Here is a 25,692-nt window from a genome sequence, read left to right on the forward strand (position 1 = left end):
TTACTCCGCAAAGGTAGAGGACAATTCCCGGCTCTGCAAGCCCGGTATGCACTTCCGGTAAGCTTCGGTAAATAATAGCAGGTTTCGGTGGAAAATAGCTATTTCAGGTCGTTTTCGGTATGAACATCTTTCCGGACGCTCCGGCGCTCATTCATACGGGCTGTCCGCCAAAGGCTTATTATCTTTGGCGGACAGCCGGCCGGACATTTTCCGGACACATAAGAAATAAAGGAAAGAATTGATATATTAAAATATATCAGGGGTTTTCTCTGGAAGCGCGTTTCTGCTTTTCGAAGAACGCTTCGCACGGCATTCCCAATTCGCGAATCACGGCAGCTATATGCAGAGGGGTCAGGATGGTGAAATGTTCCGTGTAGCCGTTCTTGCAAAGTTCGGCGTAAAGTTTCGGATAAAGTCTCAACAGTCTGCGGAAAGCGCGTGTGGACGAAGTGGCGTGTTCACAAGGACAATAAGCCATAGCGATGTCGGATATCGGATGACATCCGAACAGCATCCAGTCATAATCAGGGTGTTTCATATTATGTTTATTTTTTTAAAAAACGGCTGCAAAGGTATACAAAAAAGCCAAACATAACATTACCAATTGATTACCTGTGAACAGGCTGTTTTTTTACGCGTAATTTATTTTCAGGAAAACGAGTATATTATATTGCGCGCGTTAATTGCGCACGCAAGGAGTGTAAATATATAAAAACAACGCATTATGAAAGATTTAACATCCTTTACGCTTTCGGTCGTACAAGAACTGGAAGACAGGGAGCGGTTCGGAACCGCTCATGTGTATCGCAGCGCTTTGCGCGCTTTCCAACGTTACTGGAAAACCAGGCATCCGCAAGAAGAGATACGGATGAAAAAAGTGTTCGTGGCCGCCACGATACAAGAGTTTGAAAGGCATTTACAGGAGCGGATGCTCAAACTGAACACCTTATCCACGTACCTGCGGATGCTGCGTGCCCTTTACAACCGGGCATTGGCGGCGGGAATGGCCAACTATGTGCCCGGACTGTTTGCCCGCGTATATACCGGAACCCGCACCGACGTGAAGCGCGCCCTGCCGCCTGCCGATATGGGGCATGCGCTTACCATTTCATCGTCCTTGCAGCAGGAGCTGAGGGAAACGCAAATATGGTTCGCCCTGCTTTTCCTGTTACGGGGAATGCCTTTTGCCGACCTTGCCCGGCTACGCAAATGCGACTTCAGGAACGGAGTGATTTCCTACCGCCGGCAGAAAACCGGACGACAGGTGAGCGTGCAGGTCACCGCCGAAGCCGCCGAACTTCTCCGGCAATGCGCCGACCACCGTACAAACTCCCCCTATCTGCTCAATATCCTATGGGACGAAAACCGGTATTCTCCATTGGGAAGCCGTAACGAATATCAACATTACCAACGGGTATTAAGAAACTTCAACCGGAAACTGAAGCTGCTGGCATCCGCCCTCGGACTAAGCGGAAAATTATCGTCCTACACCGCGCGCCATACATGGGCGACAACGGCTTTTCACACGAAAGTCGCTGTGGGAATCATCAGCAACGCGCTGGGACATTCATCGATAAAGGTGACGGAAACCTATCTGAAACCATTTGAAAACGAAGTGCTGGATAAAACCAATAAGAAAATAATCGCTTACGTAAAAAGATGCACGACGTGCTAATGCCGGGAGATTTGGATTTTCGATATATATCTATAATACAGGATATTACAAAGGAATTACTTTGTAGGTAACGGAGAGTATCTTCACTGCAAAAGTAACCATAAAACTTGAAAAACAAAACAAAAAAGATAAAATCTTATCACAAACGGCACAAAAGCCCTACTTGCGAACAAACAGAAACAAAACAACCCCGAACCATACGGCAATAAATCCTCTTACCGCCTTTCCGGACGGAAAGCGGGAAACACCTGTTATATAACCCCGCTGATTATACAACCCGGCCATACATGCGACAGACGCTTCTGTGAGGAGCCGCAAAACCCTTCTCCGTTACCTACAAAGTAACGGACAAATATCAACAATCAAACAAACAAAACAGTACATGGTAACACCCCGAACACAGGCCGCCATCGCGCAGCTTAACCACATCCATACAGGCAGCTATGATAGCTGTCCGGAACAGCATATACCTGCCGAAGAAGCGAGGCGCTCCCTACTGCCGCAACTCACCGCCGCCGGACTTATCATTCCAAAAGGTGACAATAATCCGATGGAAATACAATCTTATAAAAAATCCTACATTCAATACGGAACGACTGCGCAGAACCCCGGAGTAGTACACCCGGTGAGCGGGACATACCCGCAAGCAACAAACATGTCGGACTTATAGCCGGAGAGAAAACAGTTGAGAAAGAAAAGCTACATATCGGCCTCGGTGCTCCTGGCAGTGCTGTTATTGCTTCCCGCCTGCAAGACGGAAGGGCAAAACATTGCCGTGAAAAGCGATTTGCTTACAGGCATGCTCTCCTCTCCCAATCTCGGCGTGGAAGTAAGGCTGTCCGAACGGTTTACGCTGGAAACCGGATTTCATTACAACCCTTTCCCGGCAGGAGAGAACAAACGCTGGAAGCACTGGTTTGTACAGCCGGAACTGCGTTATTGGATGTGCCAGCCCTATGGCGGGCATTTCTTCGGGGTGAACCTGATGTACGGAGTGTACAATGCGGGAAAAATGAAACTGCCTTTGGGGCTCTTCAAGGGAGTGCGCTCCGACAGATACGAAGGAAACGTCATGGGTGCGGGCTTCTCGTACGGCTACCACTTTATCCTCTCTCCGCACTGGGGACTGGAAACAAGCCTCGGCATAGGATTTCTGCACACCGCATACGAACGTTACCGCTGCCTGCACTGCGGAGAAAAGACGGGAAGCGGGCGCAAGAGCTTCATAGCTCCCACAAAAGCGGCCGTATCGCTGGTGTATATGATAAAATAGTAACAAGAATAATTACATAGCAAATTGAAAGTATGAAAAACTTAATCCGTATTCCTCTGGCTCTGGCAACGCTGACGCTCTGTTGCAACACCGGCTGCGCACAGGAATTCTACCGGGGGGAAATGTTCGTTACCGGACAACGGTTCTCGCTTGCGGACGGACATCTGAACATAGAATTGTCCGTTGACTTCGAGGGGCTGAAAATGCCCTCGGACGAATCGCTGACTCTGACACCCGTACTCATCAGCGGGGAAAACGAACAAGACCTGCCCGCAGTCCTGATTAACGGCACGGAGAAGCAGAAAGTATACCGACGGGAACAGAAATTTGCCGACAGCAAGCATCCCGCCCCCATACCTGCGGTAGTAATAAGAAATGACGCCAAGGTGTCGCGTTCGTTCCACTACCGGGTGGCAGTGCCCTATCAGGAGTGGATGAAGAACGCCTTGCTCCTGATACGGTCGCAGGAGTGCGCCTGCCACGGGAAGCAAGGAAACGTCTATGAAGACAAGATAGCCGACAAACTGAGCCTGCCCAAAGCACGCGCTTCCGCCTGGGACACGGGTACGGACAGAAAATACCTGTCTTGGGTGAATTTCATCGAACCCGCACCGGACAAGGATACGCTCTGCACGATAACAGGCTCCATCCCCTACTTCGGCCGGGACAGCCGGGAGAAAGGCGAGAAACCGTTGGGCGGCCTGTCCGAAGAGAAGCATGATTTCGAGATATACCATCGCCTGCGCAATGCCTTGCAGGACATCCGACGGGAAAGCGGAACGGAGCTTTCCAAAGTGGAAATAACCGGTTATGGGGCTCCCATAGGAAATCTGAAAAAGAACGAGATGAACGCGCCGGTACGTGCGCTGAGCCTGAAAGGGTATCTGCGCGAAAACCGCCTGGCGGCAAGCACTCCGCTGGAAGTCCGTTGGATTTCCGAGGATTGGGATTCCATCGCCGCACTGATAAAGCAAAGCGACATGATGTTCCGTGAAGCCGCCCTCGACCTGATAAACAATGTAGACATAGACAAGGGGCGCGAACGCATGCTGATGAACCTTGCCGACGGTAAGCCTTACAAATATCTGGCGGAAAGGATATTCCCCGAAGTAATGAGAGTGGACTACAAAATAGAGTACACCCGCAGGCCGCCGGATGCGGCGGAAAGCCTGAGGCTGTTCCGTACGGGCGAACGGAAAGCGCTGCACCTGAACGAGTTCTTTACAGTGGCAAGCAGCTATCCGCAAGGGTCCAGGGAGTACAACGATGTGCTCGACCTGGCAGCCCGCCTGTTTCCCGACAGCCCCGAAGCGAACATCAACGCCGCGGCGGTAGCCCTCACCAAAGGCGAAACAGCCAAGGCCCGCCGCTATCTGGAAAGATTCGCCACCCTGCCCATGGCATACAACAACATGGGCATACTCTGCCTGCAGGAAGGAAACCGCGACAAGGCGGAAGTGTATCTTACCATGGCGGCGGCAGCCGGAATAGAGCAAGCGAACGAAGCATTGAAAACCCTGAGAAGAGAAACCGAATATTAATCATTAAAACAGGCATATATGAAAACGAACAATTACTTATGGACGGCCCTGGCAGCCACCACTTTTGCGCTCGCCGGATGCGGCGGTGACGACAACGGAATGACAGAACCCCGGCCGCAGGAGAACATAGCGCAACTGGAACTGCATCTGACTGGAAACGGAACAAACACCAAAGCGACAGGCGGCGCATTGCCCGCGCAGGCCGAGGAAAACACCGTGAAACGTTTCACCGTCGCCATCTTCAACAGTGACGGATCGGTGAACGCCATCCAAACCGTGACCCAAAACACAACCGCCGCCACAACCATCAACTGTACGCCGGCCAAAGACTGCACGGGTATGGTGGTAGCCAATGCTCCCACGAACGACTATTTTGCGGGTGTGCTGAACAAGACCGACTTTCTGAAGAAAACCATCGCCCTATCCGACGCCCAAACCAAAGACTGCCTGCCCATGAGCGGGGATGTGAAGAACAGCAGCAAAAGCGCGACTTTCACGCTCGGCGCAGGTGAAAACAAAGGTATGACGGCAGCGTTGAGCCGTCTTGTGGCAAGGGTATCGGTGAGCAGCATCAAAACCGCTTTCGACCCCAACGGGCAATACTCCGCAGCGTCTTATGAGCTGAAGAATGTCTTTGTACGGAACGCCGTGAAAGAAGCGGTACCCGCCACAGGAGATTACAGCCAAACGAAAATGGGAACGCCCGCCTATCTGACCGGCAACCACAACGGCTCCACCGGAACGGCGGCCTATCTGGCAACAGCGGTAACCCCGGCCGTCAACGTAAAAACGGAACATAAAACCGACTATTGGTTCTATATCTTCCCCAACGAAGAGACTACCCGTACGGCATTGGTACTGGAAGGTACTTTCAAGAAAAACGCGAGTGACACGGGAACTACCATTTACTACCCCGTCGTCATCAACAAAAAACAGACGGGAACAACTATTACCGGGACTTCGGGTACAGGGACTTCCACCATCGCCCGCAACACCACCTATGCCGTAAAAGCCACGATTAAGAGCATAGGAACCGAAGACCCCGACGGAGAGATAACCCCTACTTCACTGGAGCTGACGGTGAGCGTCGCCGACTGGGCGTTGAACATTACCCAAGACGTAACATTTGAATAAGCAGCCGAGAGTACAATACAGCCATGAAGCATCTTCACCCATCCATACTTACGGCACTGTATGCCGGACTTATCTTCCTGTACGCATCATGCGTGCGGGAAGATACAAGCGCCTGCATGCAGTATGAAGTAAACGTACGGGTAGTGGATGCCGAAGGCAACGACCTCACCGAAAGCGAGGTGCTGGAAAAGTCGGAAGTGTATCTGTTCGGCGAGAACGGATTTGTGCGCATGATTCCTGCGGGAGTATCGTCGGATTACCTCTTCGGGCACTACAAGGATGACAGGCTCACGCTGGTGGCATGGGGAAACGTCAAGGAAGATACGCTGATAACCGCCGAAATCAAACCGGGCACTCCGATTGAGGAAGCGCGGCTGAAGCTGAAACAGTATGCCGAGGGAAATCATCTGCCCGTTACCGACCTCTTTTACTGCCGTAAGGAGTTGAGCAACACCGCAACAAGAGGCATACGGGAAGAAAACATCACGCTGGTCATGGAAAGACTGGCGGCAGGGCTGAGCATACGCGCGTGCTATCTGACCGAACGGTATGCCGACAAAGGCGAAGGCTATACCTTTATCGTGAAGGGAACGGGCAGCGAAATGAACTTCATGGGAAAAGTGACCGGAGAGGATTCGGGCTACAAGCCACTGACCCTCACGGACGGACAAGGGGATGCCTACGCCCCGCCCTTCCGCATCTTTCCTACGGAAAAGGGAGAATGTATAGAAGTGGAGATATACAGGGGACAGGAGAAGCTATGCACCGTTACACACGACGAGCAACAGCAACCCTTATGCGCGGCAGCCGGAAAGCAGACGGACATTGAAATAGATTTCAGATATGCCGAAGTGAGGACGTTTGTGACAGTGCTGCCCTGGGGAGAAGTGGAACAGGAGACGGAAATGTAAAGAGACAAGAGTATGAAAGGGGTATTGAGACATAGAAGCAAAACCGCTACATTATATATCGTAACCGCTATGGCCGCTATCATTGCCTTATCGGCTTGCGACACCGGACAGCCCGACATGCCAGCCGATGATGATGAAGTGATGCTCACGCTCCGCCTTTCACTGCCGGAAACGGAACGGGATGCCGCCACCCGCGCCATTACGTCCGTTGAAGAGAATGCGATAGACATCGCCCAACTGAAAGTGCTGGTATTCAAAGCCGCCGGTACAACGGAAACTTTCAGTTACGAAGCGCCGCAAGTGCTGCTGCAAGGCGGAAAGTATACGGTAACCTTGAAGCAGAGCCGCGCCGGAGAGAAGTATCGGCTCGTCGTCATAGCCAATGCGGGAAAGAAACTGCCCGTCATACCGGAGAACACTTCTAAAAACGATGCGCTGAAAATGATTACGTTCGGTGCCGGCGGAAAATGGAACGCAACGGGCACGACGAACTACACGCGTTTCCCCATGTGGGGAGAGACGGCGGCGGCACAGGTAATCTCCTCTGCCACATCTCTGGGAACAATCACGCTGCTCCGTGCGCTGGCTCGTATAGATGTGGGTTGTGCGCTCAGCGGAGAAACGGCAGCGGGAGTAAACGGGTTCACCTTGAAAAGCGTCAGCGTGTACCGTACCAGGGACAAAGGCTATGCCGCTCCCGTGAACGGGGGAACCATCACCGGTAATGTGGTCGCAAACGTATCCATCCCCCCGGATGCCGGAACAAACGGCACGCTGACTTATACCTGTACGGACGGTAAATCTTTGATACGGACTATCTATGTAGCGGAAACGCCGCAAGGGAGCAACAAGGATAATAATGTATGTCTTGTCGTGGGCGGAACTTATGCGGGAAGCACGAACTATTACAGGGTAGACCTTACCGCCGGGGGAAATTATATACCGATAAAAAGGAATTGCCGCTATATAGTGAATATTAAAGCCGTGAGCAATGCGGGGTATACCACGGAAGCGGCAGCGCTTACGGGAGACAAGACGTTAGTGATAGCCACGAGCGTATCGGCTGAAGCATGGGGCAGACAGACGGTTGCCGGTTCGGGAACGATTACTTTACCTTGAGAGGATTATTTTATCTTAGGACAATATGGGACGGAAAATAAGAGGCATATTCTACATAGTGGCTATCCTGCTGGCAGCGGGATGCGGAAAAGAGGAAGAAACGGAAAACGTTTGTTCCGACGGCATACTGATTGAAGTGGAAGCGCCACAGACGAACGGCTGGAGTACGGAAGAAATTACCGGTACACGAAGCGGAAGGGAAAAGGCTATCGAGGTAAAGGGAAAAGACGGTTTGGATATGGAGATTAGTACACTGCACGACAACGGTGCGACGGGAACGGCCGAGGGAGAAGCGACTACCCGCTGGGCGAATATGGATGATAACATCGTTTTTCGGGTGGTAGCCTACAAGTCGGCAACCGCTGCGGGGATTTCCACATCGAACTACGCGGGATACGGGGATTACAAGTTATCGGGAAGTACCGTACAAACCGTCAAAAGCCTGGTTGTCCCGGCAGGAACTTACACATTCATCTTCTATTCGTACGGGAATTCCAATGCGATAGCCGCCTTTACCAATGGCTCCGCAAGTGTCCCCGCCACAAACGGGCAAAACTTTATGACGTATGTAAAGCCCGGTGTCGTTATCAATAATATAGGAAGTAGATATACGTTGAGCGGTATTGTATTCAAGCATCATTGCGCACGATACAGGGTGCAAGCGATAGCTCAGGCTGGAAGAATGGGAACGATTACGGCATGTGCGGGTACAGTGACATTGCCTAAGCATAACGCGACCTATACTTTTACAAATGGCACATTCACCATACAGGCAACGACCGGTAGCATAAATCTCACTTGGGACAACCCCAACGCAATGAGTGCATATAGCGGCTATATCTACCTATTACCGCAAACTTCCGCCAGCGTAACGGTGAAACTGAATCTTACGATTGGCGGGAAAGCGTTTACTAATAAAAGCGTTACGCTATCGGGGCTTACAATGGCCGCCAATAATACATATTATAGTAATGTGTCGCTCACTACGACAGAAGGGTATATTATAGGGGGAGCATTATGGGCTAATGGAAACTTATACAAAAGTAGCAACCAGTATCTTTTTTACAGTAGCACAGAAAAATATGAAGCTCGAGCAGAAAGCGGCGCTTTCTTTATATGTAATACCCTTAACCCATATCCGGATATTACAACTCCCACTACTCCATGGACTGAAGCTAATGACCCATGTAGGAAAGTTATCAATGCAGCGGGCAAATGGAGATTGCCTACATTAACCGAGGTGCATCAACTAGTCAGTTCCCAATATATAGTTGATGCTACTCTAAATGGAATCACAGGTTATAAATTCGGTAATACCCTGTTTCTTCCTTATAGCGGCTACGTTCCACAATATGGCTCTCTACATACAGAAAGCGGATTACGAGGACTTTTCTGGTCTACTCCCGGTACGGTATTTATAATTCTAAATCCTGCTTATCAACAAGGAGAAATAGGCTATGTTGATTGGAATACTTTTCCACAAAATAATTATGCGATACGCTGTGTCCGTAATATATAGGTATAGCAGCACAACTTACAAACATTCGTCAAAAAGGTAAATCATAACCGTAAGCAACATCTTCTTGTACAGACATTGCTCCCTACTATCCAAAAGAGCAATATCTATATTCTCTACTTTTCTGCAATATTTTTATTACCATAAATCTCAAACTAGGAATATTGCTCTTCTAAAATCTTTGCTATTTCAATTGTTTCTTGCATGTTGCGCCCTGTAGATTGCAGAACTAATCCTAATCCTTTATCTGTATTAGTTAAAACAATTTCAATTAGACCATTCTCTTTCACTTTGCGAATAAACTGCTTCTCATGAGGATTATATGGAATGGAATTAACTATTTCAACAACATATGGGGAATGACATAATTTATGTGCGAAAATCAATAACTTGTCTTTACCATGGTCATCCCTTAGAACAATAGGTTTATTTACAGGATCAATTTGTGATTCTACTAACTCTATTGACTTCCATAATTCCTTGTGTTCAATAAAGTCAGCCTCATTACAATGATCAGGATGAGAAATTGCTACCACATCGTATTCTCCTGCTTCTGAACCTCTAACATATAACCGATGCTTTATTTGTTTCCAAAAAGGATTGAAACAAAATGATATTCCGATACTCTTATACAAATAAGTAATCCCCAATCCCTCAACTTGAATTTCCAAATCTCCCCGTTTTATATAAAAGTCATTATTAACAAATCGAGACTCTTCCGGAGAGTTATTTTCAATAAATGGATGTCTAGCTAATCCCAATAACAATCCACCTAATGTTTTGAATTTAGGATTGCAACAGAAATCATTAAGTGTAAAATTTGGAGCGATCCCAATTCTATCAAATGATTTTTCGTAGCGAATACGTTTAAACTCGTGTTTCTCCGCCTCTTTATATGTTTTAATAAATTGTATCACAGCCGAACAAGCAGTAGACAAATCACTTGCACAGGGAATAATTGATTGTTCATTAAAAATTAGTTCCATAAACTAAATTAATTTCAGTAGTTGGTTGTTCCATTCATCCATAAAATCTGTCGGATAATCGCTCAATTCTCCTGTTCTATCTACCTGTATATTTTGTATTCTACAAAATTGTTCTGTCTCTGTTGTTTGTCGAGAGAAATAAGAGATATTGACATCTTTTGAATCAATCAATTTCTCTTTAACCGCAACTCGAATTCCATTCACAATATGATCACTATGAGTTTCAACGAACAACTGCATACCCGCAGCAGCAGCTAATGCAATCAGCCGTCCCATTTCAGCTTGTCCTCTTGGATGTATATGAGCTTCCGGATTCTCTAATATCACTATTTTATCCTTTTTAAAATTCAATAGCGCCACAATAACGGGTAATACATACGAAATTCCAAAGCCTACGTTTTTAGGCCTAAATTTTTTACTCAACGAGTCTTGATTTACAAATTGATAATTGAGAATTACCTTATCCGTTCCAGGTATTTCTTGAATATCAAATTTTACATCAGGACTAATTTCACCCAACCAAGCCGCAGTTTGATGAAATAAAGTATCGGATTTTGCTTTTTTGTGGCATAGAGTCTTAGGTACTTTCAAACTCGTACCGAAAGCATTGAGATAATGAATTGTAAATTCTCCTTTTACTCCTAACTGATGTTTCTCTACAACATCTGCATATGACATAGGATAATCGGTCTGAGGTCCTGTTCGTTCTGCTTCCAAATATTGAAAATCATTATTGAACAAAGAATAGCGCTCCAAACATCCTATAGGCCATTCAGAGTTATTATCCAAAACATTATTTTCAGCCTGATAGGTTAAGGTACAAGGGAATGATTGCAATTCTCCATTAGCCTCCATATCAAAATAAAAACCTATTATTTCTTTATTTGCATCTTGATACAAAGCATCACGCCCCCTACCTATTTCCGTCAATGAACCGTTCAGTGCGAACTTAGCTAATCCAGACTTTTTATTTTGCCGAAGCAGTAACAGGCTTTGAATAAATGAAGACTTTCCCATTCCATTTAATCCCATTAAAAGGTTTAAAGAAGCTGGAATCATTAAGATATTCTTCAAAGACTTAAAATTCTGAATATGAATTGATTTAATCATATTAATTGCTGTTTTAATAATTCTTCAATTTTTGAAAATCTATATCTAACTCGGCTTTTATCCCCTGTAGCAGATGTTATAGCATTACCAAAAAAAACATCTTCGTTCATCAATTTGACAAAGCCATTAAATATTGCCTTCTTACGTTTTAATGCAAGTTTTCTTTCTTCATCTGATAATTTTGCCAATTCAACACTCCAAACCTCAAACAGAGCTTTATTGATAGGCTTACGTCTCGCTGTTATATTATAAACTTTCCGAAAAGCCCAACGAGAAAAAATAGCAGAAGACAATTTCATTGCTTCAATAAAATTATTCTTTATCGCAAGTAATTCTCTCTCCGTTTTATATTTCAATTGTCCCATGGATCTAGACATGAAAGTATCCAAATCTGGTTTATAATCAGCAGGTGAATTTATATAAAAAGTAATGAAACGTGTAACAAATTCTCTATCAAGCATTCTATCTGTTGCAATAACCCAACCTGTGGCCCTTTTGAACTCTTGCAAATTTGCTAATTCTGCAACAAATTTAGCCGGAGTACCTTGATTCAAAGCATGGCGAATCTCTTGAGCAGCAAGTACAAGTCCACCCGTATTAATTCGTTTAAAAATATTAAATTTAACATCTTCCGGAGTACCAGGATTAATGATATAGGCCATAATTTCAGCCTCCTCAATTTGACGTTGGTATGCTCTTGGCAAATCATCAAATTTAAAACCATCTAATTTTTTTAAGAATTCTAAGCCATATAGCGCCATTGATTTATCAACAACAAAATTCTTAATAGCACTTAACCTTTGCAACCCATCTACAACCAACCATTTATTATCATTTGACCCATCAAAATAAAAAGCCGGCAAAGGCAGTTTAATAAGAACGGATTCAATTAATTGGCTTTGTTTCTCTATCGGCCATAGATTTCCTTGCCGCTGAAAGTCAGGAGCCATATCAATTTCATTTTCCCTCAGACGCTTGATTATATTATCAAGTGACATTGTTTTGGTCTTTATATCAATATCTTGAGGATTAAACGGGTCCTCCATTATAATTTTTTCATCACTATGCTCTTTTTCAGCCTCGTCTTCAACAGAATATTCTTGTTGAAGAGCCTCTAATTCCTGCTTGCTTTCAAGATCTTCAGTATCTTGTAGTTCCAAAGATTGTTGTTGTATATATTTATCAAAATCCATATTGATATATTTTTCCAATGTACAAAGATACTCAAAACTTCGATTATAGATATACATTTAGCGAATTATAACCATGTAATAAATCAGTTCTATTCTAAGATAGCTCGTTATTATCAAAGTTGAATCAGGCAAGATTTCTACAAAATATTATTTACATTTCCTACAAAATTCATAGCCGTTACCTGTAAGGATGAAATTTTTCTATAACGGTTCGCCACTTTTGGCAAAAGTAACGACACGATCGGCTAACTGAGCACTTACTATCCGGTCATTCTCAATACGTTGTACTTCATTCAACCAACTCCCACTATTGCATGGACTGAAGCTAATGCCCCATGTAGGAAAGTTACAAATACAGTGGGCAAATGGAGATTGCCTACATTAACCGAAGTGCATCAATTAGTCAATTAGCTGTATCTTAACCATATCTTAGTTAGGAGAAATGCATTAACCTATAAAAAGGAGTAAATTCAATACCCAAAACACGGACTATACGGAAAAAACTTGAAATTTGAATATCAGTTTCTCCTTTTTCCACACGGGCAATATAACTTCGTGCCGTACCAACTTTCTCTGCCAACTCCTGCTGAGTTATCTTTAACTCCTTACGATGATCACGCAATATCTCGCCATAATACCATGCAATTGATTTTTCATGAAAAGAGGTTCGGAATTCCGTCCCTATTTCTCCATATTTCCTATCTAACAACTCACCTGCCGTATGCAATTTTGCTAACTTATTTTCATCTAACTTTCTCATAATTCAAAATTCTCCAATATTTGTTTAGCAATCTTAATTTGCTTACTATAATCTTTTGTTGACTTTTTCAAAAATCCATTCAAAAGCAGTATTGCTGAATAGCCTCACTCTGACTAAGTATATAGACATAACAGTATAAGTAGTTACAAGTTCTAAAGGATAAATTCAAATGATTGTTTTTCCTGTTCCATTTCATACTGCTTAATAAGCGCATCATAACTTAAAAACGCCACGCGTTTGTTCAACCGTAAATGATCGAATGCATGAAACTGCATCTTAGCTTCAAATTCAGGCTTACGTTTTATATCAGCGACAATAGCCATTCTTACATAGAAATCTTGCAAGTCGTTGAACTTCAGTAAAGAATTCTGGATGTCAGTAGAATGTTCTATCTCAAAAAATGAATGAGGCATATTACGTCCGTTGAACCATATCGTATCAATAGTGGCACTGCGCTTTGTCATTTGAGGATAGGAATAAGGCGGCTGTTCCGAAAGAGTAGAAAGTTCATGTAGCTTACGCCCATCGTAGAATTTCTTGTTTTTATCTTGTTTGGGTACGAAAGTCTGCATGTTATGGTATTTACCTATTATTAATAAAATACCTTGATAGTAAGTATGGTTGAACATTATGACATCGTTCGAATCTTTATTCTTCTCGGTTTCAACTATAATCCCCCTATCTTCTATCTGTTTTCTGTATTTCTCAAGTCCATATAGTCCGGGCTTTATTTTGTAAATACCTTTAGTTTTTTGCACAATGCGGCGGATACTGGCAAATGGTGTTTTTGTTTTCCATTCACAGTCGGTTATTTTAAAAACTTCTCTGTTCAATTCGCCTAAAGTTGCGACTCCACCCAACTTATCTAAAGTTTCTATGACAGCTTCATATTGTTTCATATTGCTGATGTATATATTTTATTATGGATATTCAAGGTGATCATTATTTGCACAACAAAGATACCTATTTTCGTATCTCATCTAATAAGACAGGAATTTCACTATAATCCTCAAACCATATAACTCTTGTTCCTAAACTTTCCATCATTTTTTCCTGAATGATATGATGTGTTTGCAATATTTTATTTACTGATGCCTCATTTATCTTCACACAGCTTGAATCGTCTATCAAACTATCATTACTCAATCTTTGAATAAAAGCGTAATGCCTACAATTCTTCGATTGCTTTTGGGCTGCAATTTCCAGCAAACGCCGTAGATTAGGATCACTTAATGATAATCCAATCATTAAGCAATTATTCTCACGCAATGTCGCTAATTGAACAAGATTAGACCAATGATATGGCTCAGAATAAACCTTATGGTACGCTTCTTCTGAAAAGACCAAAGAAGCTTCTCTATCAAAACTCTCTCTACCAGGAATAAAACCATGTACATGATATATTGGCAATTCATCAGAATCATGCTGTTCTTCATCTCTATATATCGTCTTATATTCAAGTTTTACTTTGCTGAGAGATTCTTCTATTAAATCATCAAAATTATAAGTAATTATAGATTTTACTTTAGCCCCACTTCTTTTAGGAATACACAAATTCGTAATGGACTCTATTAATGGAGATGAAGTTCTTTGCGAACTATATAAAGCATCCTTTACAGCAGATATAAACATTATATCATCGTCTTTTTGCGACAATCCTGCTTTTAGATAACGAGCAATAGCCAATGTCGAATTATTGTTTATTTCTATAAATTTATTCGTGATAGCTTTAATAGTATCATCATCTACAGTATCGTCATTAAAAATCTTATTAACAAAATTAGTGTATAGAGAGTTTAACAAAGTCTTCCAGTTAGGAAGCCCTGCACTACATGATACACCTGCACCCAATAACAGCGAGATATTTCCTTTTTTATATGCCTTTTTTACGGATGTCAACAGTTCTTCTCGTGATTTCTTCCAATCATTATCCCTTCTGTTGAGTTCCTTCTTGATTTCTAACTTAAATAAGCTATTAGCAATATATTCAGCTTCTTCTTTATTCGCATCAATCAATCCATTTATTTCCGTAATTCCCCATAAAATCAAATTCGGATTTTCATTTCTGAGAAAGTATCTCATTTTATCAGAATCAGCAGGATAAATTAATATCATATGCTTTATTTTTTCAGAATCTAATATACCTGTCAGTTGCCTGACTGTATATCTCATTATCATTGGATTATATCTATGAGTATATTTAATTTCAAATGCCACAGGTCCCTCATAATTTCCTATACCATTTGTAGAATAACCATCTAACCGATTGCCATCAATAACGTAATCACTAATAAACTGCTTACCTTGTTTTTCCAAATGTAACTTAAGTAAATTCTGAATAAATAGCTCAAAGTATAAAGCCGACTTTGGGTTACTTCTAAAATTTATTTGATTTATAATATCTTCAATCTTCATATATAAGCTGTTTTTAGATTCTATAATAAGTAAATAACAACTATTTATTGCTTCAAGCGTAATTGAAGCTCCTCTTTAAAATTAAGAGTTTTCAATTACGCTTGAATATTTTACAGCCAACAAAACTTACAACACCAAAATGATATATTCTACCGTTTATTTACGTCACCTACAAAATTCATAGCTACCGGCCGTCCCCTCAAAAGCAAGCACCCCGTCGGAAGCCCGTACCTCGGCCAACGGAATAAAGACGCGGCCGTTCTTCTTTACCTGCCAATTACCTGCTTTAAGGTCGGTGATGACGAATTTATATGTACCTGTACCGTTAACTGTCAGCGTGAAGTCCTTCTGCAACGGTTCGCTACTCTTGGCAAACGTAACGACACGATCGGCTAACTGAGCGCCTACTATCCGGTCATTCTCAATACGCAGTACTTCGTTCAACTGATTGCATCGGTTATCGGTAACCTGTATCACATTCAGGAAGTTATCGGTAACGGCAGGGGCAGCGGGTGAAACTTCTACCCGCCAAGCTCCACGCTCATTGGCATTGTCAAGATAAGGGGCTACGGCATCGTTGGGATAGTTAGTACCGAACACCCAGTTTTCCTTGCCGGGGCCGCCAACCTTATCAATACGGATATTATCCGCTTGGGGTAAAAGAACAGTATTATGCAGCATACCGCTATCACCGTCCTTGGTACGCCGAACAGTGAAAGTGTTGCCTTCAAGCGCAGGCTCTTCGATACTATGCAGCAGCCAGTATTTCCGGAAATCGGGATTGGAAGCCGATACTTTGTCATACACAATAAGTGCGGCAGGCACTGTTTCGGACTTCAGGTTGAGAAATACGAAAGAGCGTTTGGCCTCTTTCACTTTCCGGGTATAGGCCTGGGTAATATCGCCTTTCAAATAAGAATAATCGGGAGCTTGCGCATCAGGGCCAAATCCGTGAGCCAACACTTTACCCACCGTATACTCCTCGGACAAAAGGCTGTCGAGCGAATTGCAAGTTTTCCAACCTTCACCACACATACGCTGCCCGCCGTCATTGGATGCGAATCTGGTCTTTCCGCCACCGCCATAGTTCCAACAGCCGAACTTTTCGTCAGGGTCGTACACCAGCAACGAATTATGAGCGATGGTACGTTTGAAGTAATTCTTGTTGTTGGGGCTGTTGTAACCGCCCGAACTACCGCTATAAGCGCCGGCATCGATAGCCAAAGGGCCTTTATGGTAAATCTGGAAACTGCCGCCGTCCATGTGCTGATGATTGCCCACAAACTGCTCGTTGATTTTCATTTCGGCAATCACACTGTTGGCGTCCCAGCCCGTACGGGCAATCATCCAGCCGTAGGGAGTACCGGAATAACGTGTCAAAGGAAGGTCGTCGGGAGATTTTCCTTTCAGGTCGTAGTCACGCCACAACAGTTCGTATATCAGACAGTGGTTCATTGACTCGTTGCCCGACTTATTCAAATGGGGATTACGCTCGAACTCATAAGCCAGATATTCATCTTTATAATAGCTGGAAGCCAAAAACATGGGTGTCGGCATGGTAAGCAATGCGGGACGGTTCTGCGGATAATCATCACCCGCAGGCATCAACACTCCGTCGGGACGCCTACGGTAAATAATATCGTAGAGCACAAATCTTGCCGAAGAGCTGTAAATGCCGCCGGCTCCCATCTTATCTAAAATCCACAAGGGAAAGAGGTCGCAGGCAAAACGGACATGCACGTAATTCGTGCCCTGATGGTAGTTCTGCCCCGCATAGAAATAATTGCGTGCCGGGATATAATCACGATAGAGCATGGTAATGACGTGATTGTACATATCGGGATACTCGTCATAAATGGCAATACCTGCCGACAGCATATCACGCATAATCATCCACTCCGACGGATGCCCCGCTATGGGCTGGTTATTGCGTGGCGGATAACCGCATTCCATACTCTTCGCCAGACGGATAAACTCTTTGATGTAAGCTTGTTTCTCGGAACTCTTCATTTGGTCGTAACACCAGTCATATACCATGGCACCCGTTATCAGCATAGCTCCGCTGGCCCGCGACAAGTCGGAGCGAGTGCCGAAAGAAGCGCGTTGCAACGTATCGAGCATGGCTGTAATGGCACGGCGGGCCAGACGCTTGTCGCCTTCCAGCAGATAGTCGAGAGCCTGCAACTGCACCCGCGACGTAACGCCGCGCATCTCGTAATAATAGCGGAAACCGCGATTCGTAACGGCAGCCTCTTCGGCCGGAGTACGGTCTTTACTCAGCTCCTTCATGAGAGAAAGCGTCTGTTGCGCCTGAGGAGTTTTCATCCGCTCCTTCAATGCGGGCAAATCAGATGAGCGAACGTACAAACGGGGGTGCGTTTGAGGCGGAACCGGTACATTAACTCCCTCTACCTCTTGCCAGACTACCTCTTTCGGCAATTCCTGCGCCGAAAGACAAAATGAGCTAAATACCAGACTGATTGAAAAGAAAATCGACTTGTGTTTCATAATGGAGTTTATATCAGATGTTAGTGCCGTAAAAATACAATAAAAAAATCAAGTAGCTATAAAAAACAAGCACAGAAACATAGAGAATGTTCCTGTGCTTAATAAATCTTTATATCTCGTACTGCGCCTATACCAGCTCGTCCGACGTATAACCTTGCGGCAACTCGCGGCAGTTATACCCCGAAGCCATAATTTCACCGTAAGCTCCGGCAGAGCGAAGGGCTATAAGGTCGCCACGCTTCACACCGTTCAAGTCGACAGCCTTGCCAAAGACATCGGATGATTCGCAGATAGGTCCCACCACATCGTAGGTTTGCTGCGGAGCATCGGAAGTGACGTTCTCTATCTTGTGAAACGCCTGGTAGAGTGCGGGACGAATCAAATCCGTCATACCCGCATCGAGAATGGCAAACTGCTTGTTAGTACCTTGTTTCACATACAGCACCTTTGAGATGAGCGAACCGCACTGCCCCACTACCGAACGTCCCAATTCAAAGTGAAGCGTCTGATAAGGACGGAGTTTCAGGCAGTTATCGTAGGTTTCAAAATAACTTTTGAAGTCGGGTACAGGCTGACGGTCGGGATGCCCGTAGTCAATGCCGAGACCACCGCCCACGTTGACGTGCCCGATACGTATCCGGCGGGCTTCGAGCTTATCCAACAGCTCGTTGACACGGTTGCACAAAGCCACAAAATCGCCCATATCCAGTATCTGCGAACCGATGTGGAAGTGCAGCCCGATGAACTTGACGTTCTGCATCTCCTGCGCCACGTCTATCACATGATCCATATCTTCTATGCTGATGCCGAATTTGTTTTCAGCCAATCCGGTGGTGATGTTGGCATGCGTATGCGCGCCTACGTTGGGATTGATGCGGAAAGCGACATTGGCTGTCTTGCCTTTCGCAGCGGCCAGCTCATTGATGATTTCCAGCTCCGGAACGGATTCTACGTTGAAGCAGAAGATATCATAATCCAATCCGAGGTTTATCTCCCAGTCTGCTTTGCCTACACCTGCAAACACTATCTTATCGGCAGGGAAGCCGGCCTTGATGGCCGCACGGATTTCACCGCCGCTCACACAGTCGGCTCCCAACCCGCTTTCACGGATAATGGTAAGGACTTTAGGATTGGCGTTGGCCTTTACCGCATAATGCACCGAATAGTTCTCGTATCTCGATGCTTCGGTACGGATACAGGCAAGGGTATCACGCAGCACCTTCGTGTCGTAATAATAAAACGGGGTACGCAGTTCGCGGAATTTGTCAATAGGAAATGTTCCTTTCATATAATTATTATGGGTTATATCTTCGTTCAGTTAAAAAGAGCGCTTTTATCAAGAAGGTAAAAGCGCTCATATCTATTGTTTTCTTTTGTTACTCATTGAACAGCGCATCGCTGAGCGACTGCAAAGCCTGTTTCTTATCACATTCGCGGATAAGGAAAGAAATGTTATAGTTGCTGCCGCCGAAAGAAATCATACGCACCGGTATGTCGCGCATGGCATCGAGCGCCTTGGCTTCAAAGCCGACGTTCTCCCATTCGAGGTCGCCTACCACGCAGATGATACACATATCCTTGTCTACCGTCACCGTACCGTATTTCTTCAAATCGTCCAGAATCTCGTTGAGATGCTTGGTATTGTCGATAGAGACGGATACGCCTACCTCGGACGTACAAATCATGTCGATAGAAGTCTGGTAGCTTTCAAAGATTTCAAACACTTTACGCAAGAAACCGTGAGCAAGCAACATACGGCTGGACTTGATTTTGATGGCCGTGATATTGTCCTTAGCGGCTACCGCCTTGATTTTTCCCTTCTCCGTATCGTTGGAGATGAGTGTACCCGGAGCCGTCGGGTCCATTGTATTGAGCAGACGCACGGGGATGTTGGCGTACTTGGCGGGCTGAATACAGGTGGGGTGCAGGATTTTTGCGCCGAAGTATGCCAGCTCGGCCGCTTCTTCAAAATGAAGGTGACGCACCGGAGAAGTCTTGTCTACAATACGCGGGTCGTTGTTGTGCATACCGTCGATGTCCGTCCAAATCTGGATTTCGGAAGCATTGACGGCAGCGCCTATCAGGGAAGCGGTATAATCGCTGCCGCCGCGTTGCAGGTTGTCTACCTCGCCATAGGCGTTGCGGCAGATGAAACCTTGTGTGATGTAGATTTCCGCATCGGGATGCAGTTCGAGTTGAACCTGGAGTTTATCTTTGATATAAACAGGGTCGGGCTCCGCGTTCTTGTCCGTACGCATGTATTCTAAAGCCGGAAGCAGAACCGACTTCACGCCGCATTCCTGCAGATAGTAGTTCATCATGGCGGTAGAAATCAATTCGCCCTGCGCCAGCACTACTTTCTCCTCGAACAGCGTAAAGAGGTCTTTGGTGTAAGAACGGATATAGTCGAAATGAGATTTGATAAGTTCCAGACCTTTCTGTTTATATTCGGGAGTGGCATAGAGCTCATCAATGTGCTGGCGGTATTTCGTTTCCAGCCTGTTGATAATCTCGTTAGCACCTTCCGGATTCTTCTTGTACAGATAGTCCGAAATCTCAACCAATGTGTTTGTGGTACCCGACATGGCAGAGAGAACCACAATCTTACGTTCACCACTGAGCCGAACCTACTGAAGTACCTCCAAACTTTAAAACTTTCATTTTCGTTCCTGTATTAAAATGTTATATAATCTTGTTTATTTTTCTTCTGTTGACGACGCGACGGAATACTGTTCCGTCACATCCGTTATCAAATGGTCAGCACAACGGTATACGCGTCCCGGATATTCCCAAAGCAACTGCATGTTGTGCGTAGTCATAATAACCAGCGAACCCGCCGCGCTGATGCTGTGCAAAAGCTGGGTTATGGCAAAGCCCGTCTCCACATCCAGATTTCCCGTAGGCTCGTCGGCAAGGATGATTTCCGGAGAGTTGAGTACGGCACGGGCTATCACGATACGCTGCTGCTCGCCCCCAGACAATTCATTGGGATATTTATAGCCTTTATTGCTCATGCCCACCAACTGCAGCACTTCGTTGATACGGTCTTTTATCTCTCCCTTATTCTTCCACCCGGTGGCACGGAGCACAAACTCAAGATTGTCGTACACCGTACGGTCGGTGAGCAACTGGAAATCCTGAAATACGATACCCAATTTACGACGCAACTGCGGAATATGCTTGCGCTTGATATGCAGCATATCATATCCCAGCACCTCGGCATCGCCCGCTGCAACATCCAGTTCGCCGTAAAAGGTTTTGAGCAAACTCGTCTTGCCCGAACCTACTTTACCGATGAGGTAGACAAACTCCCCTTTATGCAGCTCCAGGTTTACATCGTTCAATACGCACAGCTCCTGCTGGTGTATCTCCACGTCTTTATATCGTATCAGCGCTTCGTCCATAATAACTTAGTGTTTCTTCCAGCCCGCACCGTGGCGTTCTTCCAGCTCACGTGCCAAATCTTCTATGCGATACCCCTTAGAGGTCAGCAATACGATGAGGTGGTACAGCAAATCGGCTCCTTCGTATATCAGACGCTCGTCGGTGCCGTTGCACGCTTCAATGACGGTCTCAACCGCTTCTTCACCTACTTTCTGCGCCATTTTATTGACACCCGACCGGAACAGGCTGGTTGTGTAAGAGCCTTCCGGCATTTCGGCGTGACGCTTGTCGATGAAGTCCTGAAGAAGTTTCAGGAACATAACGGGCTGTTCGTTCTTCTCGCCCCAGCAAGTGTCCGTACCCGTATGGCAAACCGGACCGACAGGATGTACCTGAATCAGCAAAGTATCCTTGTCGCAGTCCTCTTTCATGGAAACCACGTTCAGGAAGTTGCCGCTCTCCTCGCCTTTCGTCCAAAGACGGTTCTTGGTGCGGCTAAAGAATGTTACCTTACCGGTTTCTACCGTCTTGTCGTATGCTTCCCGGTTCATAAAACCCAACATCAGCACCTTGGCCGTATCAGCATCCTGTATAATTGCCGGAACAAGTCCGTTCATTTTATCAAAGTCCAACATCTTTTTAAGTTATGAGTTATAAGTTATGAGTTATTTTGTTGTGAGTTATTGTTATGAGTCGTTTTCATTCGCGCTTCGTACGGCAACGAATAACTTATAACTCATAACTTATAACTCCTTATCATCTTCTCATCGCGACTCCTTGGGCGCAAAGATACGATTTTAAATCGGGAATTTTGATTTCTCCGAAATGAAAAACGCTGGCAGCCAAGGCGGCATCTGCTTTTCCTTCCAGAAAGACATCACGGAAATGCTCTTTCGCGCCTGCTCCGCCCGATGCGATAACGGGTATGGAAAGCCTGTCGGCAAGGGTGGCAAGGGCTTCGTTGGCATATCCGGTCTTTACGCCGTCGTGGTTCATACTGGTAAAAAGCACCTCGCCCGCGCCGCGTTCCTGCGCTTCTTTCGTCCAGGCAAAGAGTTCTTTGCCGGTCTCCACACGTCCGCCGTTAAGGTAGCACCACCAGCCTTTTTCCGTCTGCTTGGCATCAACGGCCAGCACACACACCTGCGAACCGAAATGCTTGGCTATCTCGTCAATCAGTTCGGGACGGCGGATAGCCGAAGAATTGACGGAAATCTTGTCCGCACCTGCATTCAGCAGCCGGTCTACGTCGTTCAGCTCATGGATACCGCCACCCACGGTAAAAGGTATGCTGATGTTGGCGGCAATACGCTTCACCAGTTCGGCGAACGTCTTGCGTCCCTCGAAGCTGGCGGTTATATCCAGAAAAACCAACTCGTCGGCACCCTGCTCGCTATAAGCACGCGCCAACTCGACCGGATCGCCTGCATGGCGCAGATTCACGAAATTGGTTCCTTTTACGGTCTGCCCGTCTTTGATGTCGAGGCAGGGAATGATTCTTTTTGCTAACACTCTTCTTTCTGTTTATGATTTCGGATTTATGACTTACATCATAAATGCTTCCAATTCCTTGAAAGTTATACGCCCTTCGTACAACGCCTTACCGAAAATAACGGCAGGCTTCCAGCCGGCGGATATCATCGGCGCAGCTCACTCCGCCGCTGGCAATGAGGCAGAGGCCGGGATGCGCTTCCAGTATCTCCTTATACAAAGCCGTGGAAGGGCCTTGCAGCATACCGTCGCAGTTGATGTCGGTACAGATAACCTTGCGGATACCTTTCTCCACATAGTCTTTCAGAAAAGGAAACAACTCGCAAGGGCTCTCGTCTTTCCAACCGTTGACGGCAATCTTATGGTCTTTCACATCAGCTCCGAGGATGATTTTCTCCGAACCGTACGTTTGCAGCCAGTGACAGAAACGTTCGGGATTCTTTACGGCAATGCTACCGCCCGTCACCATCTGCGCACCGCTCTCAAACGCAATGACCAAATCTTCATCGCTTTTCACCCCGCCACCGAAGTCTATAATCAAGGAAGTGCGGGAAGCGATCCGCTCCAGCGTGCAGTAATTCACCACATGGTGGGAAGCGGCTCCGTCGAGGTCTACCACATGAAGGCGGCGGATGCCATGCGCTTCAAGCTCCCTGGCTACTTCCACGGGATTCTCGTTATACACTTTCTTGCTGTCATAATCACCCTGGGAGAGGCGTACGCACTTTCCGTCGATGATGTCAATAGCGGGAATTAATTCTATCATGTCAATTAACTGCAAATTACGAGTTATCAAATAGCGGCATCTTCCGCCTATAAGTCCAGAAAATTCTGCAGGATACGTTCGCCTACACTTCCACTCTTTTCGGGATGAAACTGGGTGGCATAGAAGTTATCCTTATGCAAAGCGGCGCTGAACGGAAGTATGTAGTCCGTTACGGCAGCCGTACAATCGTTGACCGGAACATAAAAGCTGTGTACGAAATAGACGAATTCTTCTTTCGTAAAGCCCCTGAAGAGGTCGCTGTCGGTCTGCGAAATCGTATTCCAGCCCATGTGGGGAACCTTATCCTCATGCTTTTGCGAAACGAAACGTTTCACGTCGGCATCAAAAATACCGAGGCAATCCACATCTCCTTCCTCCGAATGGCGGCACATCAACTGCATGCCCAGGCAGATACCCAATACCGGCTGACGCAGCTCTTTTATCAGCTTGCCCATGCCGCCGGCATTCAGGAAGTTCATGGTTGTCTCCGCCTCACCCACTCCGGGGAAGATAACTTTATCCGCAGCGCGTAACACCGCTTCATCCGCCGTAATCTCCGCCTCAACGCCCAAACGCCTCAAGGCATAGTCCACCGAACGGATGTTACCTGCATTGTATTTGATAACTGCAACCTTCATCAGCCACTAATTAAATATTACGGTCTTATTCTTATACGCCAGCACCTTGCGCTCGATATGCTTCTGAACGGCGCGTGAAAGGACAATCTTTTCCAAATCCTTACCCTTGTTCACCAAGTCCTGCACGGTGTCCTTATGCGTGATGCGCACCACATCCTGCTCGATGATAGGGCCTGCATCCAGCTCCGTGGTAACGTAGTGGCTGGTAGCGCCGATAATCTTCACACCACGCTCAAATGCCGCATGATAGGGTTTCGCTCCTACAAACGCCGGAAGGAAAGAGTGGTGGATATTGATGATTCGGTTGGGATAAGCGTCTATCATCTTCTCGGAAATTACCTGCATATAGCGCGCCAGCACGATGAAGTTCACTTTATGCTTGGCCAGCAGTTCCATTTCTTTCTTCTCCTGCTCTTCTTTCGTTTCCTTTGTGATAGGGAACAGGTGGAAAGGTATGCCGAAACGTTCCGCCACATGCTGCAAGTCGGGATGATTGCTTATTATAAGAGGTATCTCCACATTCCACTCACCTGCCGTATAGCGTGCCAGCAGGTCGAAGAGGCAGTGCGACATCTTCGACACGAAGATAGCCATACGAGGTTTGGCATCCGAGAAGTAAAGACGGAAATTCATTCCGTACTTCTGCGCATACAACGTTTCAAAATAATCTTCTATTTTCTCTTGAGGAACCAGGAAATTTTCCAATTCCCACTCGATACGCATGAAAAAGATATTCTCTACGTGGTCTACATACTGATCCAGATAGATAATATTACCCTTGTTCACCGTTATAAAGTCCGTTACTTCCGCCAGGATGCCCGGTTTGTCGGGACAGTGAAGTAACAGTTTGGCTGTTTTCATCATCCTAAAATCTCTTTTTTATCGTTTTCTAATTACAACATTCTTGTTTTGAGTTCGCAAAAATAACGATTTATTGCAAAATAACGAACTTTTCGAGCAGGAAGTTTAAAAGTCGGCGTAAAATGTTTCGTTTTCTTCAGAAACAAGGGTTCAATCGGATGCTAAATGCTACATAAACGCTCTATAAACGGTTTTCTAAATAGTTGTTAAATCACGATACTTCCTTTTTTTACAATATTCTCAATATGAGGATGTAAAGTAAATGCAACCAAAAAGCCCCGAAAAAAAGTTTATCGCAGCTATTGCAGGTTCAAAAAAAACACCTACCTTTGCAACCGCAATCGAGAGAGATAGCAATGATAAAATGAAATTCTGGTGCGTTAGTTCAGTTGGTTAGAATACATGCCTGTC

At 45.5% G+C, this 25,692-nt stretch carries 22 protein-coding genes and 3 pseudogenes; 8 read left to right on the plus strand and 17 right to left on the minus strand.

The window, feature by feature from the left end; genetic code table 11:
• Positions 1-256: 256 nt before the first annotated feature.
• Complete coding sequence (locus BHV73_RS09565) at positions 257-538, minus strand: DUF4248 domain-containing protein (protein ID WP_022217862.1); 282 nt, start codon at positions 536-538, stop codon at positions 257-259.
• Between the two features lie 186 nt (positions 539-724).
• Between BHV73_RS09565 and BHV73_RS09570 the strand changes: the two genes are divergently transcribed.
• The 8 genes from BHV73_RS09570 to BHV73_RS09605 all read left to right on the plus strand — a co-directional run bounded on the left by BHV73_RS09570 (position 725) and on the right by BHV73_RS09605 (position 9,172).
• Positions 725-1,675, plus strand: coding sequence for a tyrosine-type recombinase/integrase (locus BHV73_RS09570; RefSeq protein ID WP_286738101.1), 951 nt, complete (start codon positions 725-727; stop codon positions 1,673-1,675).
• A 382-nt stretch (positions 1,676-2,057) separates the two neighbouring features.
• Positions 2,058-2,345 carry a hypothetical protein gene (locus BHV73_RS09575; protein ID WP_286738102.1) on the plus strand — a complete coding sequence of 96 codons (288 nt, stop codon included), beginning with the start codon at positions 2,058-2,060 and terminating at the stop codon, positions 2,343-2,345.
• A 45-nt stretch (positions 2,346-2,390) separates the two neighbouring features.
• Positions 2,391-2,948 (plus strand): DUF3575 domain-containing protein, encoded by a 558-nt coding sequence (locus tag BHV73_RS09580; protein WP_286738128.1) that lies wholly within the window; start codon positions 2,391-2,393, stop codon positions 2,946-2,948.
• A 32-nt stretch (positions 2,949-2,980) separates the two neighbouring features.
• The gene (locus BHV73_RS09585; protein WP_286738103.1) at positions 2,981-4,489 is read left to right on the plus strand and encodes a DUF3868 domain-containing protein; all 1,509 of its coding nucleotides are present in this window, start codon (positions 2,981-2,983) and stop codon (positions 4,487-4,489) included.
• An 18-nt stretch (positions 4,490-4,507) separates the two neighbouring features.
• On the plus strand, positions 4,508-5,623 hold the full coding sequence (locus BHV73_RS09590; RefSeq protein ID WP_009121612.1) for a fimbrial protein: 1,116 nt from the start codon (positions 4,508-4,510) through the stop codon (positions 5,621-5,623).
• Positions 5,624-5,646: 23 nt separating this feature from the next.
• Entirely contained in the window at positions 5,647-6,534 is an 888-nt protein-coding gene (locus tag BHV73_RS09595; RefSeq protein ID WP_286738105.1) for a FimB/Mfa2 family fimbrial subunit, read from the plus strand.
• Between the two features lie 12 nt (positions 6,535-6,546).
• Positions 6,547-7,653, plus strand: coding sequence for a FimB/Mfa2 family fimbrial subunit (locus tag BHV73_RS09600; protein WP_286738106.1), 1,107 nt, complete (start codon positions 6,547-6,549; stop codon positions 7,651-7,653).
• 25 nt (positions 7,654-7,678) lie between these two features.
• Positions 7,679-9,172, plus strand: coding sequence for a fimbrillin family protein (locus BHV73_RS09605; protein ID WP_286738107.1), 1,494 nt, complete (start codon positions 7,679-7,681; stop codon positions 9,170-9,172).
• Positions 9,173-9,324: 152 nt separating this feature from the next.
• Here BHV73_RS09605 and BHV73_RS09610 read toward each other — a convergent pair whose 3' ends face one another.
• The 16 genes and pseudogenes from BHV73_RS09610 to purU all read right to left on the minus strand — a co-directional run bounded on the left by BHV73_RS09610 (position 9,325) and on the right by purU (position 25,284).
• Complete coding sequence (locus tag BHV73_RS09610) at positions 9,325-10,155, minus strand: hypothetical protein (protein WP_286738108.1); 831 nt, start codon at positions 10,153-10,155, stop codon at positions 9,325-9,327.
• Positions 10,156-10,158: 3 nt separating this feature from the next.
• Entirely contained in the window at positions 10,159-11,265 is a 1,107-nt protein-coding gene (locus BHV73_RS09615; RefSeq protein ID WP_286738116.1) for an AAA family ATPase, read from the minus strand.
• The gene (locus BHV73_RS09620) at positions 11,262-12,458 is read right to left on the minus strand and encodes a DUF262 domain-containing protein (RefSeq protein WP_286738117.1); all 1,197 of its coding nucleotides are present in this window, start codon (positions 12,456-12,458) and stop codon (positions 11,262-11,264) included. The genes BHV73_RS09615 and BHV73_RS09620 overlap by 4 nt, the downstream gene beginning before the upstream one ends.
• Positions 12,459-12,891: 433 nt before the next feature.
• Positions 12,892-13,218 (minus strand): helix-turn-helix domain-containing protein, encoded by a 327-nt coding sequence (locus tag BHV73_RS09625; RefSeq protein WP_286738118.1) that lies wholly within the window; start codon positions 13,216-13,218, stop codon positions 12,892-12,894.
• Positions 13,215-13,310 (minus strand): annotated as a pseudogene (locus tag BHV73_RS09630) (type II toxin-antitoxin system RelE/ParE family toxin); the annotation flags it as partial. The pseudogene BHV73_RS09630 and the gene BHV73_RS09625, both read right to left, overlap by 4 nt.
• 60 nt (positions 13,311-13,370) lie before the next feature.
• Complete coding sequence (locus BHV73_RS09635) at positions 13,371-14,117, minus strand: type II restriction enzyme NmeDI-related protein (RefSeq protein ID WP_022219256.1); 747 nt, start codon at positions 14,115-14,117, stop codon at positions 13,371-13,373.
• Between the two features lie 64 nt (positions 14,118-14,181).
• Positions 14,182-15,633 (minus strand): SIR2 family protein, encoded by a 1,452-nt coding sequence (locus BHV73_RS09640; protein ID WP_118467274.1) that lies wholly within the window; start codon positions 15,631-15,633, stop codon positions 14,182-14,184.
• 165 nt (positions 15,634-15,798) lie between these two features.
• Positions 15,799-18,141, minus strand: a complete 2,343-nt coding sequence (hepB, locus tag BHV73_RS09645) for a heparin/heparin-sulfate lyase HepB (protein WP_286738120.1) — start codon at positions 18,139-18,141, stop codon at positions 15,799-15,801.
• A 127-nt stretch (positions 18,142-18,268) separates the two neighbouring features.
• Positions 18,269-19,429 carry a diaminopimelate decarboxylase gene (gene lysA, locus BHV73_RS09650; protein ID WP_286738121.1) on the minus strand — a complete coding sequence of 387 codons (1,161 nt, stop codon included), beginning with the start codon at positions 19,427-19,429 and terminating at the stop codon, positions 18,269-18,271.
• 88 nt (positions 19,430-19,517) lie between these two features.
• A pseudogene (locus BHV73_RS09655) lies at positions 19,518-20,802 on the minus strand (aspartate kinase).
• A gap of 35 nt (positions 20,803-20,837) precedes the next feature.
• Positions 20,838-21,545 (minus strand): cell division ATP-binding protein FtsE, encoded by a 708-nt coding sequence (locus tag BHV73_RS09660; RefSeq protein WP_009121599.1) that lies wholly within the window; start codon positions 21,543-21,545, stop codon positions 20,838-20,840.
• Positions 21,546-21,551: 6 nt separating this feature from the next.
• On the minus strand, positions 21,552-22,160 hold the full coding sequence (hisIE, locus tag BHV73_RS09665; protein ID WP_278732408.1) for a bifunctional phosphoribosyl-AMP cyclohydrolase/phosphoribosyl-ATP diphosphatase HisIE: 609 nt from the start codon (positions 22,158-22,160) through the stop codon (positions 21,552-21,554).
• A gap of 121 nt (positions 22,161-22,281) precedes the next feature.
• The gene (gene hisF / locus BHV73_RS09670) at positions 22,282-23,037 is read right to left on the minus strand and encodes an imidazole glycerol phosphate synthase subunit HisF (protein WP_009121597.1); all 756 of its coding nucleotides are present in this window, start codon (positions 23,035-23,037) and stop codon (positions 22,282-22,284) included.
• Between the two features lie 33 nt (positions 23,038-23,070).
• A pseudogene (locus BHV73_RS09675) lies at positions 23,071-23,782 on the minus strand (1-(5-phosphoribosyl)-5-[(5-phosphoribosylamino)methylideneamino]imidazole-4-carboxamide isomerase).
• 47 nt (positions 23,783-23,829) lie between these two features.
• On the minus strand, positions 23,830-24,420 hold the full coding sequence (hisH, locus tag BHV73_RS09680) for an imidazole glycerol phosphate synthase subunit HisH (RefSeq protein ID WP_009121595.1): 591 nt from the start codon (positions 24,418-24,420) through the stop codon (positions 23,830-23,832).
• Between the two features lie 6 nt (positions 24,421-24,426).
• The gene (purU, locus tag BHV73_RS09685; RefSeq protein ID WP_009121594.1) at positions 24,427-25,284 is read right to left on the minus strand and encodes a formyltetrahydrofolate deformylase; all 858 of its coding nucleotides are present in this window, start codon (positions 25,282-25,284) and stop codon (positions 24,427-24,429) included.
• Between the last annotated feature and the right edge of the window lie 408 nt (positions 25,285-25,692).

Origin of the sequence: Bacteroides sp. 44_46 (assembly GCF_001915465.1) — a bacterium.
GTDB classification, from domain to species: Bacteria; Bacteroidota; Bacteroidia; order Bacteroidales; family Bacteroidaceae; genus Bacteroides; species Bacteroides clarus.